This window comes from Synechococcus sp. HIMB2401 (genome assembly GCF_042883245.1).
Lineage (GTDB): Bacteria > Cyanobacteriota > Cyanobacteriia > PCC-6307 > Cyanobiaceae > Parasynechococcus.
The window spans coordinates 59,748-74,498 of sequence record NZ_JBDJKK010000004.1 but is presented as its reverse complement, the minus strand read 5'-3'; the positions used below and the strand labels follow the sequence as shown (position 1 = coordinate 74,498).

The window sequence follows — 14,751 nt, the reverse complement described above, 5'->3', positions numbered from 1 at the left end:
ATCCAGTTGCATCCCGTTATCGGCCAACAATCACCGGTGGCGTGCTGCCCCCACGAATGGGCGGAACAACCTTTGTTTTTCCGTCCCACTTGTCGAGGAACAGCTTGTAGAGAACGCTGTCATTGAGCGAGCGGGTCAAGGTCTGAAACTTCAGGGCCTCCTGCTCGGCGATCTGAACCTCGGTTTTGGCGCGTAGAAGCTGCTGTTGCGCGATCTGCTTCTGCTCGATGGCCGCTCGGTATTCCTCAGCAATCTTGAGGCCCGTGATGTCCAGGCCTTTAACGGCCACATAGTCGAATTTGCTCAGCTCATTGGAGACGCTTTCTTGCACAAGGGTGGAAATGTTGTTCCAGTCGGTGGCGATGGTGTCGAGTTCATACTTCGAGAACACCGATTTCAGTGATTTCAGCAGGGATGGCTGGATCACCCTGGCGTAAATCGCAGAGTCATCGGTGGCAATCGTGCTGTAGATCCTGGGGGCTTCTCCGGGCTTGACCGCATATTTCACCGTTGCTGTGGCTTCGATCACCTGCAGGTCTTTGGTGAGTGTTGAAAATTTTTCGGGGATGACCTGCGTTCTGACGCTGAAATTATGGGTCGACTGAATGAACGGAAGTTTGAGGTTCAATCCCGGCTCTCTTGGCGTGTTGGAGACTTTGCCAAGGGTGGTGACCACGCCAACTTCACCAGCGGGAACAACAAACACGCTGGAGAGCAGAGCAATGCCTCCAATGAAAACCGTGGTCACGCCCACCACTGTTTTGGTGATCTGCTCCGGCTGGGGGTTGGATTGCATGCTTTTGGCTTGCGTCGATCCTTAAAACAGTAGTGATTTGTTGTGGGTTATTGGCAAAAAGTTTCTGATGATCTCTGGGCTGACGCAGCAGCGATTGTGGTGTTTTGGCTCAGTCAGCTTCTGCATTCTCGGTGCATCCAGCTGATCCAGTCTGCGGAAATCTCCTGGGGACAGACCGCCTCGCATTCGAGGTTGCTGCTGCAGCTGCCGAAGCCCTCGGCCTCCATCTGGCGTTGCATGGCGTCGGCGCGGCTGGCCCGTTCCGGTTGCCCCTGCGGCAGTTGCCCCAAGTGCGCCAGCTTGGCGGCCACGAACAGGCTTGCCGAGGCATTGCGGCAACTGGCGACGCAGGCGCCACAACCGATGCAGGTTGCCGTGCTGAAGGCGCTGGTGGCTTGCTCCCGGCCCACGGGCAGGGCGTTGCCATCGGGAGCCTGGCCAGTGCCCGTTGAGCAGTAGCCGCCGGCGGCGATCATCCGGTCAAAGGCGGAGCGGTCCACCATCAGATCCTGGATCGGAGGGAAGGCGTTGGCGCGCCAGGGATCCAGGGTCAGCACCGCACCATCGTTGAACTCCCGCAGGTAGAGCTGGCATACGGAGGTGGCGGCCCGAGGGCCATGGGCCTGGCCGTTAACCAGGAAGCCGCAGCTGCCGCAGATGCCTTCGCGGCAGTCGTGCTCGAAGCTCACCGGCCGTTCTCCGGCGCTGATCAGTTGTTCGTTGAGCTGATCGAGGACCTCCAGCAGGGAGAGGTTGGGGGAGACGTTCTCCATCTGATGGCTCTGGTAACCACCGGGTTGATCGGCGCTGCGTTGCCGCCAGATGCGCAGGGTGAGTTTCATTTGTAGCTCCGGGTGCTGGGTTGCAGCGCGGTGAACTGCAGCGGTTCGCTGTGGCGGATCGGCTCACCGTTGGTGTTGTGCTCCCAGGCGGCGATGTGGGCGAAGTTCACGTCATCCCGTCGGGCTTCGCCCTCATCACTTTGGTGTTCCTCGCGGAAGTGGGCCCCGCACGACTCCTCCCGGGCCAGGGCATCCCGCAGCATCAGCTGGGCCAGGCCGAAGAAGTCTTTAACCCGCAGCGCTTTCTCCAGCTCGGCATTGGGGCCGCTGGCTTCGCCGGGCACCCGCACTTCGGCCTCGAACCTCTCCTCCAGCGTCTTCACCTGTTCCAGCCCCTCCCGCAGACCATCGGCATTGCGGCTGATGCCGCAGCGGTCGATCATCACGCTGCCCAGCTCGCGATGGAAGTTGTCCACCGGGGTGCTGCCTGAGCTGTTGATCAATTGGCTGATGCGGCGGTGGGTGCTCTCCAAGGCCTCGCGGCAGGCCGGGTGATCGGTGGCTACATCCTGCGCAGAGTTGCCTGCAAGCCAGGCTGTGACCGTGGACGGCGCAATGAAGTAGCCATCGGCGAGCCCTTGCATCAGGGCGCTTGCGCCCAGGCGGTTGGCGCCATGTTCAGAGTAGTTCGCTTCCCCCAGAACAAACAGGCCGGGGATGGAACTCATCAGGTGGTAGTCCACCCAGAGGCCGCCCATTGTGTAGTGGGGGGCGGGGTAGATCCGCATCGGCTTCTTGTACGGGTCATCGCCACTGATGCGCTCGTACATCGTCATCAAGTTGCCGTAGCGGGCCGCAATGGCGTCTTTGCCTTCGGCTCTGATGGCATCGGTGAGGTCGAGGTAAACCGAGCGTCCCCCTGGGCCAACACCCCGCCCCGCGTTGCAGAGTTCTCTGGCCCGCCTTGAGGCGACGTCCCGCGGCGTCATGTTGCCGTAGGTGGGATAAAGCCTCTCGAGGAAGTAGTCGCGTTCCTCTTCCGGTATCGCATCGGGTTGGCGTGTCTCGCCGGGATTCGTGGGCAGCCAGACCCGCCCGTCGTTGCGCAGGCTTTCGCTCATCAGCGTCAGCTTGCTCTGGAAGACATCGCCACTGGGAATGCAGGTGGGATGGATCTGGGTGAAGCAGGGATTGGCGAACAGCGCCCCTTTGCGGTGGGCCCTCCAGATCGCACTGGTGTTCGACTTCAGTGCGTTGGTGGAGAGGAAGTAGACGTTGCTGTAACCGCCGGTGCAGAGCAGAACGGTGCGGGCGGTGTGCACCTCCAGCTCACCACTCAGCAGATGGCGCGCCACCACGCCACGGGCCACCCCATCCACTGTGATCAGCTCTAGCACGTCCCGGCGGGTGAGCAGTTGAACGCGGCCCAGCTCCACCTGGCGCATCAAGGCCTGGTAGGCGCCATAAAGCAATTGCTGACCGGTCTGCCCCCGGGCATAGAAGGTGCGGCTCACCAGGGCCCCGCCAAAACTGCGGGTGGCCAGGCTGCCGCCGTATTCGCGTGCGAACGGCACCCCCTGGGCCACGCATTGATCGATGATGCCGCTGCTGATTTCCGCCAGCCGCTGGCAGCCCGCTTCACGGGCGCGGAAGTCGCCTCCTTTGAGGGTGTCGGCGAACAGGCGGCTGACGCTGTCGCCATCCACCGCCACAGAACGTGCGGCATTGATGCCCCCCTGGGCCGCCACCGAATGGGCACGCCGCGGGCTGTCGTGAAAGCTGAGCACCGTGACCCGGTAGCCCTGTTCCGCCAGAGTCGCCGCGGCGGAAGCTCCCGCCAGGCCGGTGCCCACCACGAGCACATCCATCTGCCCTTTGCGCAGAGGGCTGATCAGCGGCAGTCCTTCGCGGGTCCGTCGCCAGGCATCGGCGAGCGGCCCGGCGGGAATCCTGGGATCAGGCAGGCCCTTTGTCATGCCAACCCTCCAAGGGCCAGTCCCAGGCTGATCAGCAGGTAGCCTCCCCCGATTCCCGACGCCAAGAGGCGACCTCCCCAGCGGATGCTGGGGCTGTTGGCCGGGTTGAGTAGACCCAGGTTGCGGTGGGCTGCTTCCGCGCCGTGGAGCAGATGCAGGCCAATGGCCAGGCTGCCGGCGGCATAAACCACCAGGTTGATCGGCTGCAGCAGCACCTGCTGCAGCAGCTCCCGCTCCAGCCCATCGCTCGGGCGTGGCCAGCGCAGTTGTTGCAGATGCAGGGCCAGAAATCCAAGGGTGATCACACCGGCCGCCATCTTGCTGCGACTGGCCAGAGCGTCCAGCGGACGACCTCGACGGCTACGCAGCGCCGCCGTGTTCCCAGCACCTTGATTCCGCAGCGTTTTTGCAATGGTGCAGCTCAGATGCACGACTGCGGTGGCGGCCAGGCCGACCTCCAACACCGGCAGCCATGGCTGGTGATGCAGGGCCGTGGCGTAGTGCTCGAACTGCACCGGTGCCATCAGCGCGGGCAACAAACCGGCCAGATGAACCACCAGAAACAGCACCAGCAGCAACCCGCTGATGGCCGAGCCAATGCGCATCAAGGTTGGATCCTGCATGAACCCCAGGCCACAGGATTTCGGCTGGGACGATACCTGCGATCGACGCGTTGTTTCGACATCAGGGTCGTCATTGATTCCCAGTCCAATCGTATTCAGATCGTGGAAAAGGCTGGTTCCGTGCTGGTCGCCGTCGTTCAACCTTGTCATCGTGGGGAGGTTGTGAACGCTGGCTGGCGTGAGGCTGAGGTCCCGTCGTTGGACATGGCGGCTTGTCTGGGTTGCTCTGGCCTGCGCGCTCAGCCTGTCGATGGCGCATTTGGGATGGAGCGCCAAGGCCGATGTCGACCCGAGGCCCACTCCGATCGACTGGGGGTCGGCCCCGGTGGAGCGGGTGGAACCAGCAGGGCCGCCGCTTCGGATCGGTGCCTACGTCACCAACATCAGCGATATCGATCTCCTGCAGGACCTTTTCTCTGTGGAGATGTTGCTCTGGACGACCTGGGCCGGTGATACGCAGGCTGATCCCAGTGATCAGCTGATGATCCTCAACGGGATCTACGACGGCGACATTCAGCGGTTTGAGCGGGTGAGCCACGAGCAAACCGCGGCCGGCGCATGGAACCTCTACCGGGTGCGTTCGGCCGTGGTCAAACGTTGGCGGCTGATGAGTTGATTGACAGCCATCTGATTGTTCTCAACGAGCGCGTTTCCCAGGTGTTGCGCGTGTTGCTCTTGCCCAGCTATGTGGGCATCACGCTGCTCGCCATTTTCATGATCATTCCGTGACTGAACCATCCCGCACCGAGATAACGGAATCGCAGACCAAGGGGCTGGAGTGATGTTGAAATTTTCGATCGTGCTGGGTTGCGCGCCTACACCGCCCGGTCGGAAAAATTGCTGCGCTTGGTGAATGACAACCGGGTGCAGTTGTTTCCCCGCGGTGTGGCGGAACTTGAAGCGGAGGCTTCCGTGGTGAGGTCGTTGTACCCGCAGATGCTGCTGGATCCCCATCTGTTGATTGTTTATCCCTTTGCGGGTTTCTTCTATGTGGCTCCAGAGAACACGGAGCTGGCAGCCGCGATTCAGACCGGTTTTGAACGGGTGATCGCCGATGGCTCGTACCAGCGCCTTGTTGAAGAAGCGATCATGACGCCCTGGTTAAGGCGCCAGCTCAAACTGCGGTCGCGAAGGATCCTGGTGCTTCAGAATCCTGAGGCGGCTGAAGTGTTGGCTGATGTGAATCCAGCTCACTGGATTGTTCCCTGGAATGATCTTCTCAGTGGAAGGATCACCAGTGGGAATGATCTCTGCTCGTCTTCGTGATTGAAGAGGATATGTGTTAATTAGATATGCATTGAATTCGGCTGATTCAATGCGTCACTGCTTAAAAAGCCGATGACCTGACTTGAACAGGCGACCCACGCTTTACGAAAGCGTTGCTCTACCGGCTGAGCTACATCGGCGTCACAAGCAATTTAACATTTGCTCTGAATCCAACTTGGACGTTTGCCCGATAATCCCCGCCCCAAATCTGGCCTGGATCCCGCCCTGCGGGAACGGTTGCTCAAGGAATCACAGACCCCCTGGCGTGGGCTCAGACGGCTCGTCTGGTTCGCTCTCTTTGCTTCCGCTGGACTCGGTCTGTTCACGATGGCTTTCCGTGCTTCCGCCGGCGACACCGTCGATCTGGCTGACTTCGGCATCCAGGGGGGTGCTCTCCTGCTCTTCTCCGGTCTGCTCTGGTTCGACCGCAACAGAGGCAGCAGCAGCAGCGACGCTTGATTGGTTGGCGTCAACCGCACGGATGTCGTCAGCGTCGTCGTCTTCCGACATGCCGTCTTGATCCTCTGCATCGACCGCTTCCAGCGCTTCGGACTCGACGACATAAGACTCTTCAGCCGTCGCGGTGTTGATGGCTGAACTTTCGCCGTCTGGCTCTTGGTTGTCCGGTGCCTCGTCGTCTGGCTCTTCGTTGTCAGGGCTGATGTCGGAGGCGCTGATGTCTTCCGTGCTGTCGCTCTGTTTCGGCGTGGTGTCTTCCACGTCCATGCCCTCATCGGCGTCCTGATCGCTTGTTGGAGCAGCCTCTTCAGCTTGAGCCTCGGCAACGACGGGCTCAGGAGCGGTTTCGGGATCAGCTTCGTCAGACACTGCAGCCGTAACTGGATGGACGGCTGCACTCTCCCCATCGGGTGCCTCGTTGTCAGTGCTGGCTTGATCAGTAGTGGCTTGATCAGTGCTGTCGTCTGTCTTCGACGCGGTGTCGTCCACCCCGATGGCCTTGTCGGGCTCTTGCTTGATCGGCTCCACTGCAGGCTCCGGCCACTCCAGGCCAGGGAGGTTGAGCAACTGCAGGCCCAGGCTGGTGCGTTGCGTTGCCAGAGCATCAGCACGAAAAGCCGAATCGGCAGGGGCGACGGTTGCTGGTGATCCAAGCAACAGCGCTGCGGCTTGAATCAGCTGCTGCCCCTGCCAGACCATCAAGGCCAGCAATGGGCTGACCAGCAACAGGGTGACCAGACGGGATTGTCCCGACACCGGGGAAAATTCACTCGCCAGCACCGCTGAATCGTCCATCCACCAGAGCACGGGCAACAGGATGACTGCGGCGATTACCACAGCGGCGCGGCTGCTCAAGCCGCCTTGGGATGCACTGATGCGGAGTTGATCGCTGTTGCGGCTGGCCAACGGCTGACGCACGAACAGCAGAGATCCCCAGTCGGCGGGCCGTCGCCACAACGCGACAGCTGGGGCCAGGACCCCCACCCCCCAGATCAGGAATCGCTCTACACCGGGAACAGGACCCGGATCCGCGCCGGCCAGAACCAGGCGGATCAGCAGCAGCTCCAGGGGAATGGCTCCAAGGGCCAGGCACTGAAGCCAGAGCAGGGGCTCGCTGCGGGGCTGCACGATCGCTTGCGGGGTCAGGTGGTGAGTTTGCGGCGTTGGGTGACCATCTTGAAGGCTTCAATGCGATCGCCCTCTTCCCAGTTGGCGAACCGATCGGTGCCGACACCGCATTCGAAGCCCGTGGCCACTTCCTTGACGTCGTCCTTGTTGCGACGCAGGGAGTCGAGGTCGCCCTCGTAGACCACCTGTTTTCCGCGGTGCACCCGCACCCGGCAGTTGCGATGCAGCTTGCCGGTGGTGACATAACAGCCAGCAACGGCGCTTTTGCCGATGGTGAAGACGGCGCGCACCTCGGCTTCGCCCAGGGCTTCTTCCACTAGTTCCGGCTCCAGCAGACCTTCCATCGCCAACTGGATGTCTTCCAGCAGCTTGTAGATCACGTCGTAGTCGCGCACATCCACCCCGGTGGCATCCGCCGCTTTCTTGGCGCCGGAGGCCATGGAAGTGTTGAAGCCCACGATCACCGCGCCGGAGGCGGCGGCCAGGTCGACGTCGGTTTCGGTGATCTCGCCAGGTGCCGACAGCAGCACCCGCACCTGAACCTCATCCTTGGGCAGCTGCTCGAGCGATCCGAGGATGGCTTCCACGGAGCCTTGAACGTCGGCCTTGAGAATCAGGTTGAGTTCCTTCAGCTCACCGTCATTGGCCTGGCCGGACATGGCCGTGAGCGAGACGCGTCGTGACGCCATCTGCTGAGCAAGACGGGTGGCGCGGGCATCGGAGGCGCGATCGCCCACCACGGCCCGGGCCGATTTCTCGTCGGGGTACACCTCGAACTCGTCACCGGCGGTGGGCACCTCGCTGAAGCCCAGGGCCTCCACAGCAAAGGAGGGGCCCGCTTCCTTGAGGCGTTGACGGTTGTCGTCCACCATGGCGCGGACCCTGCCCAGCACCGGACCAGCGGCGACGACGTCGCCGGTCTTGAGGGTGCCGTTCTGCACCAGCAGAGTGGCCACAGGGCCTTTGGCCTTGTCGAGGTGGGCCTCGATCACGGTGCCGCGGGCCAGACGATCCGGGTTGGCCTGGAGGTCTTCGACTTCGGTGACCAGCAGCAGCATCTCCAGCAGCTTGTCGATGTTTTCGCCCTTGATGGCGCTCACCGGCACCATCACCACATCGCCGCCCCAGTCTTCCGCCAGCAGGTTCTGCTCAGACAGCTCCTGCTTCACCCGCTCGGGCGATGAGCCTTCCTTGTCGATCTTGTTGATCGCCACCACGATCGGCACTTCAGCGGCCCGGGCGTGGCTGATGGCTTCCAGGGTCTGGGGGCGGACGCCGTCATCAGCAGCCACCACCAGCACAGCCACGTCGGTCACCTTGGTGCCGCGGGCTCGCATGGCCGTGAAGGCTTCGTGGCCCGGAGTGTCCAGGAAGGTGAGCTTGCGCTGCTCGTTGTTGTGCTCGATCTCAACCTGATACGCACCGATGTGCTGGGTGATGCCGCCGGCCTCACCCGCAGCGACGCGGGCCTGACGGATGGCATCCAGCAGGCTGGTTTTGCCGTGGTCGACGTGGCCCATGACGGTGACCACGGGCGGACGTCGGATCAGGTGAGCCTTGTCGGTCTCTTCGATCATTTCGACGGTCTTCTTGGCCGCCTCCTCCACGTCGTCCTGCAGCACCGGCACGCCGAATTCGTCGGCAACGGCCTCGATCGTGGGCATGTCCAGGGTCTGGGTGACCGTGGCGATGATCCCTTTGAAGAACAGGGATTTGATGATCTCTGAGCTTTCGACGCTCAGCATGTCCGCCAGTTCTTGCACCGTGAGGTTGTCCTCCGGCACCACGATCATTTCGGGACGCACCTGCTTGGCTTCCCGAGCTGCCCGCAGCTCCATGGCACGCCGGCGCTGACGCTGGCGGGCGGTTTCCTTCTTGCGCTTGCGCATCGCCGCCACCGGCTTGGGTGCGGTGCGCTGCTGCGACTTGGGCTTGGCGGGACGAGCCAGGCTCGCCGAGAGAACCATGTTCTCCTGTTCGCCGGCGAAGCCGCCGGTCTGTGCCGCCAGGGAATCATCGTTCTCACCGATGATATGCACCTTCTGGCGCTGCTTCTGCGGCGAGCGGCTGCGCAGAGCATCGAGCCGTGCGCTGTCATCCCAGTCGGGACGGCCAGGCCGCCGCTGGCCACCAGGGCCACCCGGACGGAAGCTGGGACGGCGGGGCGCTGAGGGGGCATTCGGACGCGCCACGGGCGGGGTGGCCGTTCCTGCACCTGCACCGGCTTTGGTGGATGCATCCGGACGGCGGGGTGCCGGCGCTGCTGGCCTGCCGACAGGCTTCTGCAGCTGCATGAGCTCACCGGGAGCCACCGGTTTGCGCATTCCAGCAGGCATGCCGGGACGTCCAGGAGCTCCCGGACGGGTGGGTGCACCAGGACGGCCGCTACCTGTACTACTGCCGTCACGACGAATCGGCTTGCCGACCAGTTCCAGGGTGTTGCCGCTGCGGGGAGGCATCCCGGGGCGACCCTGTCGGGTGGGGGCTCCTGGGCGGCTTGGACTGCCCTGGCGTTGAGGCACGCCAGTGCCTGCCGGACGGCGGGGCACGGGTTTGCCCACCAGTTCAGGCCTCGGAGTGGGCCGTGAGGGTGCACCAGGCTTTGTGGGGGCACCGGCCCGGGTTGGTGCGCCGGGCCTAGATGGAGCGCCTGCGCGGATGATCTGTGGCTTGGGCTGCCCCTGGCTAGGGGTGGGTCGTGCTGGACTTCCAGCCCCTGCAGGTCGCGGCGTCGGGCGAGCCGGTGTGGGTCGCGGCGTGGGTGCCGTGGGTTTGGCAGCAGCCTTGGGCTTGCTCACCAGTTCCGGTTTTCCTGCAGCCGGCTTGCTGACAACCTGCGGCTTAGCCGCGGCAGGTCGTGGAACGGGTTTTGCCGCCGTCGGCCGCGCCGGGGCTGCGGGGGGGGTCTGAGGAGCGGCGGGCCGCGCCGGTGCTGCTGAGGCTTTCACCGGTGCAGCCGCTGGCCTGCTGATGACCGGTTTGGGCGTGGCCGCTGCGGGAGGCTTCGGGGCCGCCTGCGGTTTGGCGACCACGGGCTTGGCAGCCACAGGCTTGGCGACCGGTTTGCTCACCGTTGGGGCGGGCTTGCTTGGCGCGGCGGGGGCCGCTTTCTTCACCGAGAGGATGGCCTTGCCAGATGCGGGCTTGGCAGGGGCCGCGCCAGCGGGTTTCGCACCATTCCCGCCTTTGCCGAGGAGCGAACGGATCTTTCCGGCTTCAGCGTCACTGATCGAGCTGCTGTGGCTCTTCGCAGCGATCGACAGCTTTTCAGCCGCATCCAGCACGTCCTTGTTCTCAAGGCCGAGGTCCTTGGACAGCTCGTAAATTCTGACTTTGCCGCTGCTGGTCATTCAGTTCGGGTCTCCGATCGGTCCGGGCATGGAATGCCGCGGTGGCCTCGCACAAGGTGGGGCCAATGTTCAGTCTGCCTCAGCGGATTCACCAACGCTTTGGTTAAGCCGCTGTTTCAACACCGCAAGCACTGTTTCGGGCACCTGACAACGCAGAGCTTTCTGCAGACGCTTGCGACGGGTCGCCTCCTCAAGGCAGTTCTCCTCGCGGCAGAGATAGGCCGAACGGCCCATCCCCTTATCGAGGAGAACTCCGTCCTGATGGTCGCGGATCACCCTCCAGAGTTGGCGGCGATCCAAGAGCTGGCGGCAGGCCACGCAGCGACGCAGGACGGGGCGGTCACTCACCGGACCTGCTCCTGATCGGGCTCGGCATCGGCCTCAGCCGCTGCGTCCGTTATTTCAGCCTCGGCCTCGAACTCCTGCTCTGCCTGCTCCTCGCCGTACTCCTCTTCGTCTTCGGGAAGCGGATACAGCTCCCGCAGGCGTGCATCCTCTTCCGCCCGAGCGGCCTGTTCGGCGGCCAGTCGTTCTTCGGCTTGCTGCTGGAGGGCTTCCTCCTCCTCCCGCTGGGAGATCAGCTCTGCCACCACGGCATCCTCTGCCTCTTGGTCGTATTCGGTGGAGTTCTTGATGTCGATCTTCCAGCCGGTGAGTCGGGCGCCCAAACGAACGTTTTGGCCTTCGCGGCCGATGGCCAGGCTCAGCTGATCGGGGGGCACCAGCACATGGGCGTGCTGGCCCACGGGATCCACCAGGCGCACCATTTCCACCCGAGCGGGGCTGAGGGAGTTGGCGATGTACTGGCCCGGATCCTGCGACCAGCGGATCACGTCGATTTTTTCTCCACGCAGTTCGTTCACCACCTGCTGAATGCGGGAGCCGCGGGCGCCGATGCAGGCGCCGACGGGATCCACCTCGCGTTCGATGCTGTCGACGGCCACCTTGGTGCGGGGGCCCACGGAACGGGAGGGGGGATTGGCCTCACGGGCAACGGCCACGATCCGAACGGACCCTTCCTGAATTTCGGGAACTTCGTTCTCGAACAGGTAGACCACCAAACCGGCATTGGAGCGGCTGACAAACAGCTGTGGTCCCCGGCGGGGCACTTCGCTCACCTCTTTCAGGAACACCTTGAAGGTGGCGTTGGCGCGGTAGTTGTCGTTGGGCAGTTGATCGCGCCGGGGGAGTTCGGCCTCCACTTCCGGACGGCCCAGGCCTGAGCTGACCGCCATGATCACCGACTGGCGCTCGAAGCGGATCACCCGGGCCGTCAGCACCGGATCCTCCAGATCAGCGAATTCCTCCTGGATCATGCGGCGCTGCTGATCCCGTAGCTTCTGGGCCAGCACCTGCTTGGTGGTGGCGGCGGCCATCCGGCCGAAGTCCTCTTTCTCTGGGGTGACATCCAGCACCACCGTGTCGCCCACCTGGGCGTCATCGGCGACCTGCATCACCTCGGCGATCGCGATCTGGTGATCTTCGCTCTCCACCTCATCAACAATGATCTTGCTGGCGAGAACTCGGTAGCCCTCCTCCTCAAGGTCGAGGCCAACGTCAAAGTTGCTGAAGTACTCCTCATCAAAGGGGTCTTCGCTGATGCCGATGTATAGGGTGCGCCGGTAGCGCTCATAGCCCTTCAGCAGGGCCTCCCGCAGGGCCGCCTCCACCACCTGGGGCGGCAGCTTCTTCTCTTCGCTGATGTCGTCGATCAGGTTGCTGAGACCGGGAAGCAGGACGAGAGCCATCGCGTTGGGTAAGGGGAAAAGAAAGGAGCGGTTGCAGGGGTGTGAACGCTGGGTTCAGCTGCCTGGACTCGTGAGGCGGACACCGATCACGCAATCCCGGGGAATCCGTTTGATTCGTCCGCGAATGTTGATCTGCAGCGTGTCGGCGTCGCGTTCGAGCAAGAGGCCCTCCAGGCGTTGCTCGCTGTCGTCATTGTCGCGGTGATGAATCTCCACGGGGAACCCACGGAAGGTTTCAAAGTCGCGATCGCTGGACAGCTGGTCGCCGATGCCGGGACTGCTGATCTCCAGAACATACGCGTCAGTGAGCAGGGTGGAGGCCTCAAGGGCATCTCCCAGCACGCCACTGAAACCGGCGCAGTCATCAAGGCTCACATCCGCTCCACCGCTGTGGCGGATCTGCACTTCCAGGGTCATCGGGCTCATGTGGGTGAGCAGCTGAATGCCGCAAAGGGCAAAGCCTTTGCTGGCGGCCACATCGGTGACCAGCGTTTCGAGATCCGGAAGCAGAGGATGAGGCAACGCGAACTGAGGGCTGACGTCGGCCCGACGTGCATTTCAGTTGTGACCGATCTCCCGCAGGGAGATGCCCGTCGGACACACCTTCAATGTACGGGACCGTCTGCCCGCCGTCAGCTGTTGCCCAGATCGATGGCCGGTGCATCGGGAAAGGCGTCGCCCGGCTGTTCAGCGCCGCGCCCGTCGGAATCCTGATTGATGCAGAGGCGTCGACGCTCCGGATCGGTCACGTACTGGCAGACGCGGCTCCAGAGTTTGCTGCGGCTGCCCTGGGGGCCATTGCTGAACGTCACCACATCGGAAAGGCCAGGGCGGTCTTCGATCACGACCTGGCAGAGCTCACAGCGTTGTGAAGCGGCGGATTCGCTCAAGAGTGAAGCCCACAAAACGGCCTGACCCTAAGCAGTGGATTCAAGAGCCGTTGTGCGATCAGTGGCAGCCCTGAACGGAAATGCGTTAACTGAATCCAATGGCCAGTGGATCCTTATTGGCGCCGATCCTGAAATTCACTTGGCTGATGCTCTTGCCCTGCTCCTGCTGGAAGGGGCCGAACATCCGGCCGGTGATCACGGCGCCGATGCCGTCGTTCACCGACTTGGCCACCCGGTAGTCCACCTTGCGGCGCTTGGCCTGGACCGGATCTGTTCAAGAACGTCAACCCCGAGGCCTTCGTAGCCGGCATCTGCTTTTTGATATAGCGGCTTGACCTCCTAAAAGATCACCGCCTTGAGAGTTGTGCTCTCCGCGGAGGCTTGAGGGGTGAGGGCAACCGGGCCAGCCAGGGCAAGCAGAGCTGCCGCTGGAGCCAGAAGTGCACGCATGCGAAAACTGCGTTTGCTGGTTTGTTAGCTGGAATGTCCAAGCTCGACCGCGCATCGCAATGGAGGTTTTGAGATTGCGATCGATTTGGACCAGGGCCCGTTTCTCCGGCTGGATCCGATAAAAAGAAGGCAATTATGAGGTCTTGTGTTGCGGTACGCCCTGCGTCAACTCCTGGCCGTTCTGATGGCCGTAGCGGTTCTGGTCGGTGAAGGCGACTCAGCGCAGGCCCTGGAGCACAGCTTTGTGGCCGATGCCGTTCAGCGGGTGGCGCCGGCGGTGGTTCGGATCGACACCGAGCGCACTGTGGAACGTCAGCCGTTTGACCCCACGCTGCTTGATCCCCTGCTGCGGGACCTGCTGGGGGACCCTCCGGCAGGTCCGGAGCGGGAACGGGGGCAAGGTTCTGGTGTGGTGATCGATGCCAAGGGCCTTGTGCTCACCAATGCCCATGTGGTGGATCGGGTGGAGTCCGTCAGCGTCACCCTGGCCGACGGGGAACAGCGGGATGGACGGGTGGTGGGCACCGATGCGGTGACAGACCTGGCACTGGTGCGTCTCGAGGGCGATCAACTGCCGCCACGGGCTCCCGTTGGTGATTCGGAAGCCATGCAGGTGGGCGATTGGGCGATCGCCCTCGGCACCCCGTTCGGATTGGAACGCACGGTGACCCTGGGGATCGTAAGCAGCCTGCACCGCAACATCAACAGCCTTGGCTTCGCCGACAAACGGCTGGAACTGATTCAGACCGACGCCGCCATCAACCCGGGCAATTCCGGTGGGCCGTTGGTGAACGGCGATGGCCAGGTGATTGGCATCAACACCTTGGTGCGGTCGGGCCCTGGGGCCGGCCTCGGTTTTGCCATCCCGATCAACCTGGCCCGCCGGGTGGCTGATCAGCTCCAGAAGCAGGGTGAAGTGGTGCACCCCTACATCGGTCTGCAACTGGTGGCCCTCACACCGCGCATCGCGCGCGAGCACAACATGGACCCCAATGCCCTTGTGCAGCTGCCGGAACGCAGCGGTGCCCTGGTGCAAGCCGTGCTGCCCGATGGCCCGGCTGAAAAAGCAGGACTGCGCCGCGGCGATCTGTTGATCACGGTGGCTGAGCGCGACATTGCCGATCCTCAGGCGCTGCTCGAGGTGGTGGATGCCGCCGCCATTGATGTTCCTCTGCCTCTGAAAGTGCTGCGGGCCGGCCGCGAGCTCACCCTGTCCGTCAAACCGGAGCCCCTGCCTGGGATGGCCTGAAACCCCTTGCTACGGTCTCGCCCAAAGGACGTGA

Annotated in this window: 14 protein-coding genes, 1 tRNA gene and 1 pseudogene; 4 read left to right on the top strand and 12 right to left on the bottom strand. The window is 63.1% G+C overall.

Annotated elements, in window-relative coordinates; all coding sequences use genetic code 11:
- Window positions 1-16 precede the first annotated feature (16 nt).
- From AAXE93_RS09770 to AAXE93_RS09755, 4 genes are all read right to left on the bottom strand, one after another.
- A complete protein-coding gene (locus AAXE93_RS09770; protein ID WP_390130377.1) occupies window positions 17-796 on the bottom strand; it encodes a prohibitin family protein in 780 nt (259 codons plus the stop codon).
- A gap of 113 nt (window positions 797-909) precedes the next feature.
- Window positions 910-1,638 carry a succinate dehydrogenase/fumarate reductase iron-sulfur subunit gene (locus tag AAXE93_RS09765; RefSeq protein WP_390130375.1) on the bottom strand — a complete coding sequence of 243 codons (729 nt, stop codon included), beginning with the start codon at window positions 1,636-1,638 and terminating at the stop codon, window positions 910-912.
- Window positions 1,635-3,554 (bottom strand): fumarate reductase/succinate dehydrogenase flavoprotein subunit, encoded by a 1,920-nt coding sequence (locus tag AAXE93_RS09760; protein ID WP_390130373.1) that lies wholly within the window; start codon window positions 3,552-3,554, stop codon window positions 1,635-1,637. The genes AAXE93_RS09765 and AAXE93_RS09760 overlap by 4 nt, the downstream gene beginning before the upstream one ends.
- On the bottom strand, window positions 3,551-4,177 hold the full coding sequence (locus tag AAXE93_RS09755; RefSeq protein ID WP_390130371.1) for a succinate dehydrogenase cytochrome b subunit: 627 nt from the start codon (window positions 4,175-4,177) through the stop codon (window positions 3,551-3,553). The genes AAXE93_RS09760 and AAXE93_RS09755 overlap by 4 nt, the downstream gene beginning before the upstream one ends.
- Window positions 4,178-4,427: 250 nt before the next feature.
- Here AAXE93_RS09755 and AAXE93_RS09750 point away from each other — a divergent pair, with 250 nt between their 5' ends.
- Window positions 4,428-4,793, top strand: coding sequence for a hypothetical protein (locus AAXE93_RS09750; RefSeq protein WP_390130369.1), 366 nt, complete (start codon window positions 4,428-4,430; stop codon window positions 4,791-4,793).
- 191 nt (window positions 4,794-4,984) lie between these two features.
- On the top strand, window positions 4,985-5,443 hold the full coding sequence (locus AAXE93_RS09745; protein WP_390130367.1) for a hypothetical protein: 459 nt from the start codon (window positions 4,985-4,987) through the stop codon (window positions 5,441-5,443).
- Between the two features lie 67 nt (window positions 5,444-5,510).
- Here AAXE93_RS09745 and AAXE93_RS09740 read toward each other — a convergent pair.
- Window positions 5,511-5,583: transfer RNA gene (locus tag AAXE93_RS09740), tRNA-Thr, on the bottom strand.
- Window positions 5,584-5,626: 43 nt separating this feature from the next.
- Between AAXE93_RS09740 and AAXE93_RS09735 the strand changes: the two genes are divergently transcribed.
- Entirely contained in the window at window positions 5,627-5,902 is a 276-nt protein-coding gene (locus AAXE93_RS09735) for a DUF3493 domain-containing protein (RefSeq protein ID WP_115131855.1), read from the top strand.
- 567 nt (window positions 5,903-6,469) lie between these two features.
- On the opposite strand, the pseudogene AAXE93_RS09730 reads toward AAXE93_RS09735, so the two are convergent.
- The 7 genes and pseudogenes from AAXE93_RS09730 to AAXE93_RS09700 all read right to left on the bottom strand — a co-directional run.
- A pseudogene (locus AAXE93_RS09730) lies at window positions 6,470-7,030 on the bottom strand (low-complexity tail membrane protein); the annotation flags it as partial.
- A gap of 14 nt (window positions 7,031-7,044) precedes the next feature.
- Window positions 7,045-10,380: a translation initiation factor IF-2 gene (gene infB, locus AAXE93_RS09725; RefSeq protein ID WP_390130365.1), complete on the bottom strand. Its 3,336-nt coding sequence runs from the start codon at window positions 10,378-10,380 to the stop codon at window positions 7,045-7,047.
- Between the two features lie 69 nt (window positions 10,381-10,449).
- The gene (locus AAXE93_RS09720; RefSeq protein ID WP_114989435.1) at window positions 10,450-10,728 is read right to left on the bottom strand and encodes a YlxR family protein; all 279 of its coding nucleotides are present in this window, start codon (window positions 10,726-10,728) and stop codon (window positions 10,450-10,452) included.
- Window positions 10,725-12,128, bottom strand: a complete 1,404-nt coding sequence (nusA, locus tag AAXE93_RS09715) for a transcription termination factor NusA (protein ID WP_390130362.1) — start codon at window positions 12,126-12,128, stop codon at window positions 10,725-10,727. The genes AAXE93_RS09720 and nusA overlap by 4 nt, the downstream gene beginning before the upstream one ends.
- A 54-nt stretch (window positions 12,129-12,182) precedes the next feature.
- Complete coding sequence (rimP, locus tag AAXE93_RS09710) at window positions 12,183-12,650, bottom strand: ribosome maturation factor RimP (RefSeq protein ID WP_390130360.1); 468 nt, start codon at window positions 12,648-12,650, stop codon at window positions 12,183-12,185.
- A 110-nt stretch (window positions 12,651-12,760) separates the two neighbouring features.
- Window positions 12,761-13,018, bottom strand: coding sequence for a hypothetical protein (locus AAXE93_RS09705; RefSeq protein WP_115131921.1), 258 nt, complete (start codon window positions 13,016-13,018; stop codon window positions 12,761-12,763).
- Between the two features lie 85 nt (window positions 13,019-13,103).
- A complete protein-coding gene (locus AAXE93_RS09700; RefSeq protein ID WP_390130358.1) occupies window positions 13,104-13,262 on the bottom strand; it encodes a hypothetical protein in 159 nt (52 codons plus the stop codon).
- 390 nt (window positions 13,263-13,652) lie between these two features.
- Here AAXE93_RS09700 and AAXE93_RS09695 point away from each other — a divergent pair, with 390 nt between their 5' ends.
- Window positions 13,653-14,717 carry a trypsin-like peptidase domain-containing protein gene (locus AAXE93_RS09695; protein WP_390130665.1) on the top strand — a complete coding sequence of 355 codons (1,065 nt, stop codon included), beginning with the start codon at window positions 13,653-13,655 and terminating at the stop codon, window positions 14,715-14,717.
- Window positions 14,718-14,751: the final 34 nt, after the last annotated feature.

Coding starts and splice junctions, on each gene's coding strand:
- nusA (WP_390130362.1), bottom strand. CDS start 12,128: ATGGCTCTCGTCCTGCTTCCCGGTCTCAGCAACCTGATCGACGACATC.
- AAXE93_RS09755 (WP_390130371.1), bottom strand. CDS start 4,177: ATGCAGGATCCAACCTTGATGCGCATTGGCTCGGCCATCAGCGGGTTG.
- AAXE93_RS09750 (WP_390130369.1), top strand. CDS start 4,428: ATGGCGCATTTGGGATGGAGCGCCAAGGCCGATGTCGACCCGAGGCCC.
- AAXE93_RS09695 (WP_390130665.1), top strand. CDS start 13,653: ATGGCCGTAGCGGTTCTGGTCGGTGAAGGCGACTCAGCGCAGGCCCTG.
- AAXE93_RS09770 (WP_390130377.1), bottom strand. CDS start 796: ATGCAATCCAACCCCCAGCCGGAGCAGATCACCAAAACAGTGGTGGGC.
- infB (WP_390130365.1), bottom strand. CDS start 10,380: ATGACCAGCAGCGGCAAAGTCAGAATTTACGAGCTGTCCAAGGACCTC.
- AAXE93_RS09760 (WP_390130373.1), bottom strand. CDS start 3,554: ATGACAAAGGGCCTGCCTGATCCCAGGATTCCCGCCGGGCCGCTCGCC.
- AAXE93_RS09765 (WP_390130375.1), bottom strand. CDS start 1,638: ATGAAACTCACCCTGCGCATCTGGCGGCAACGCAGCGCCGATCAACCC.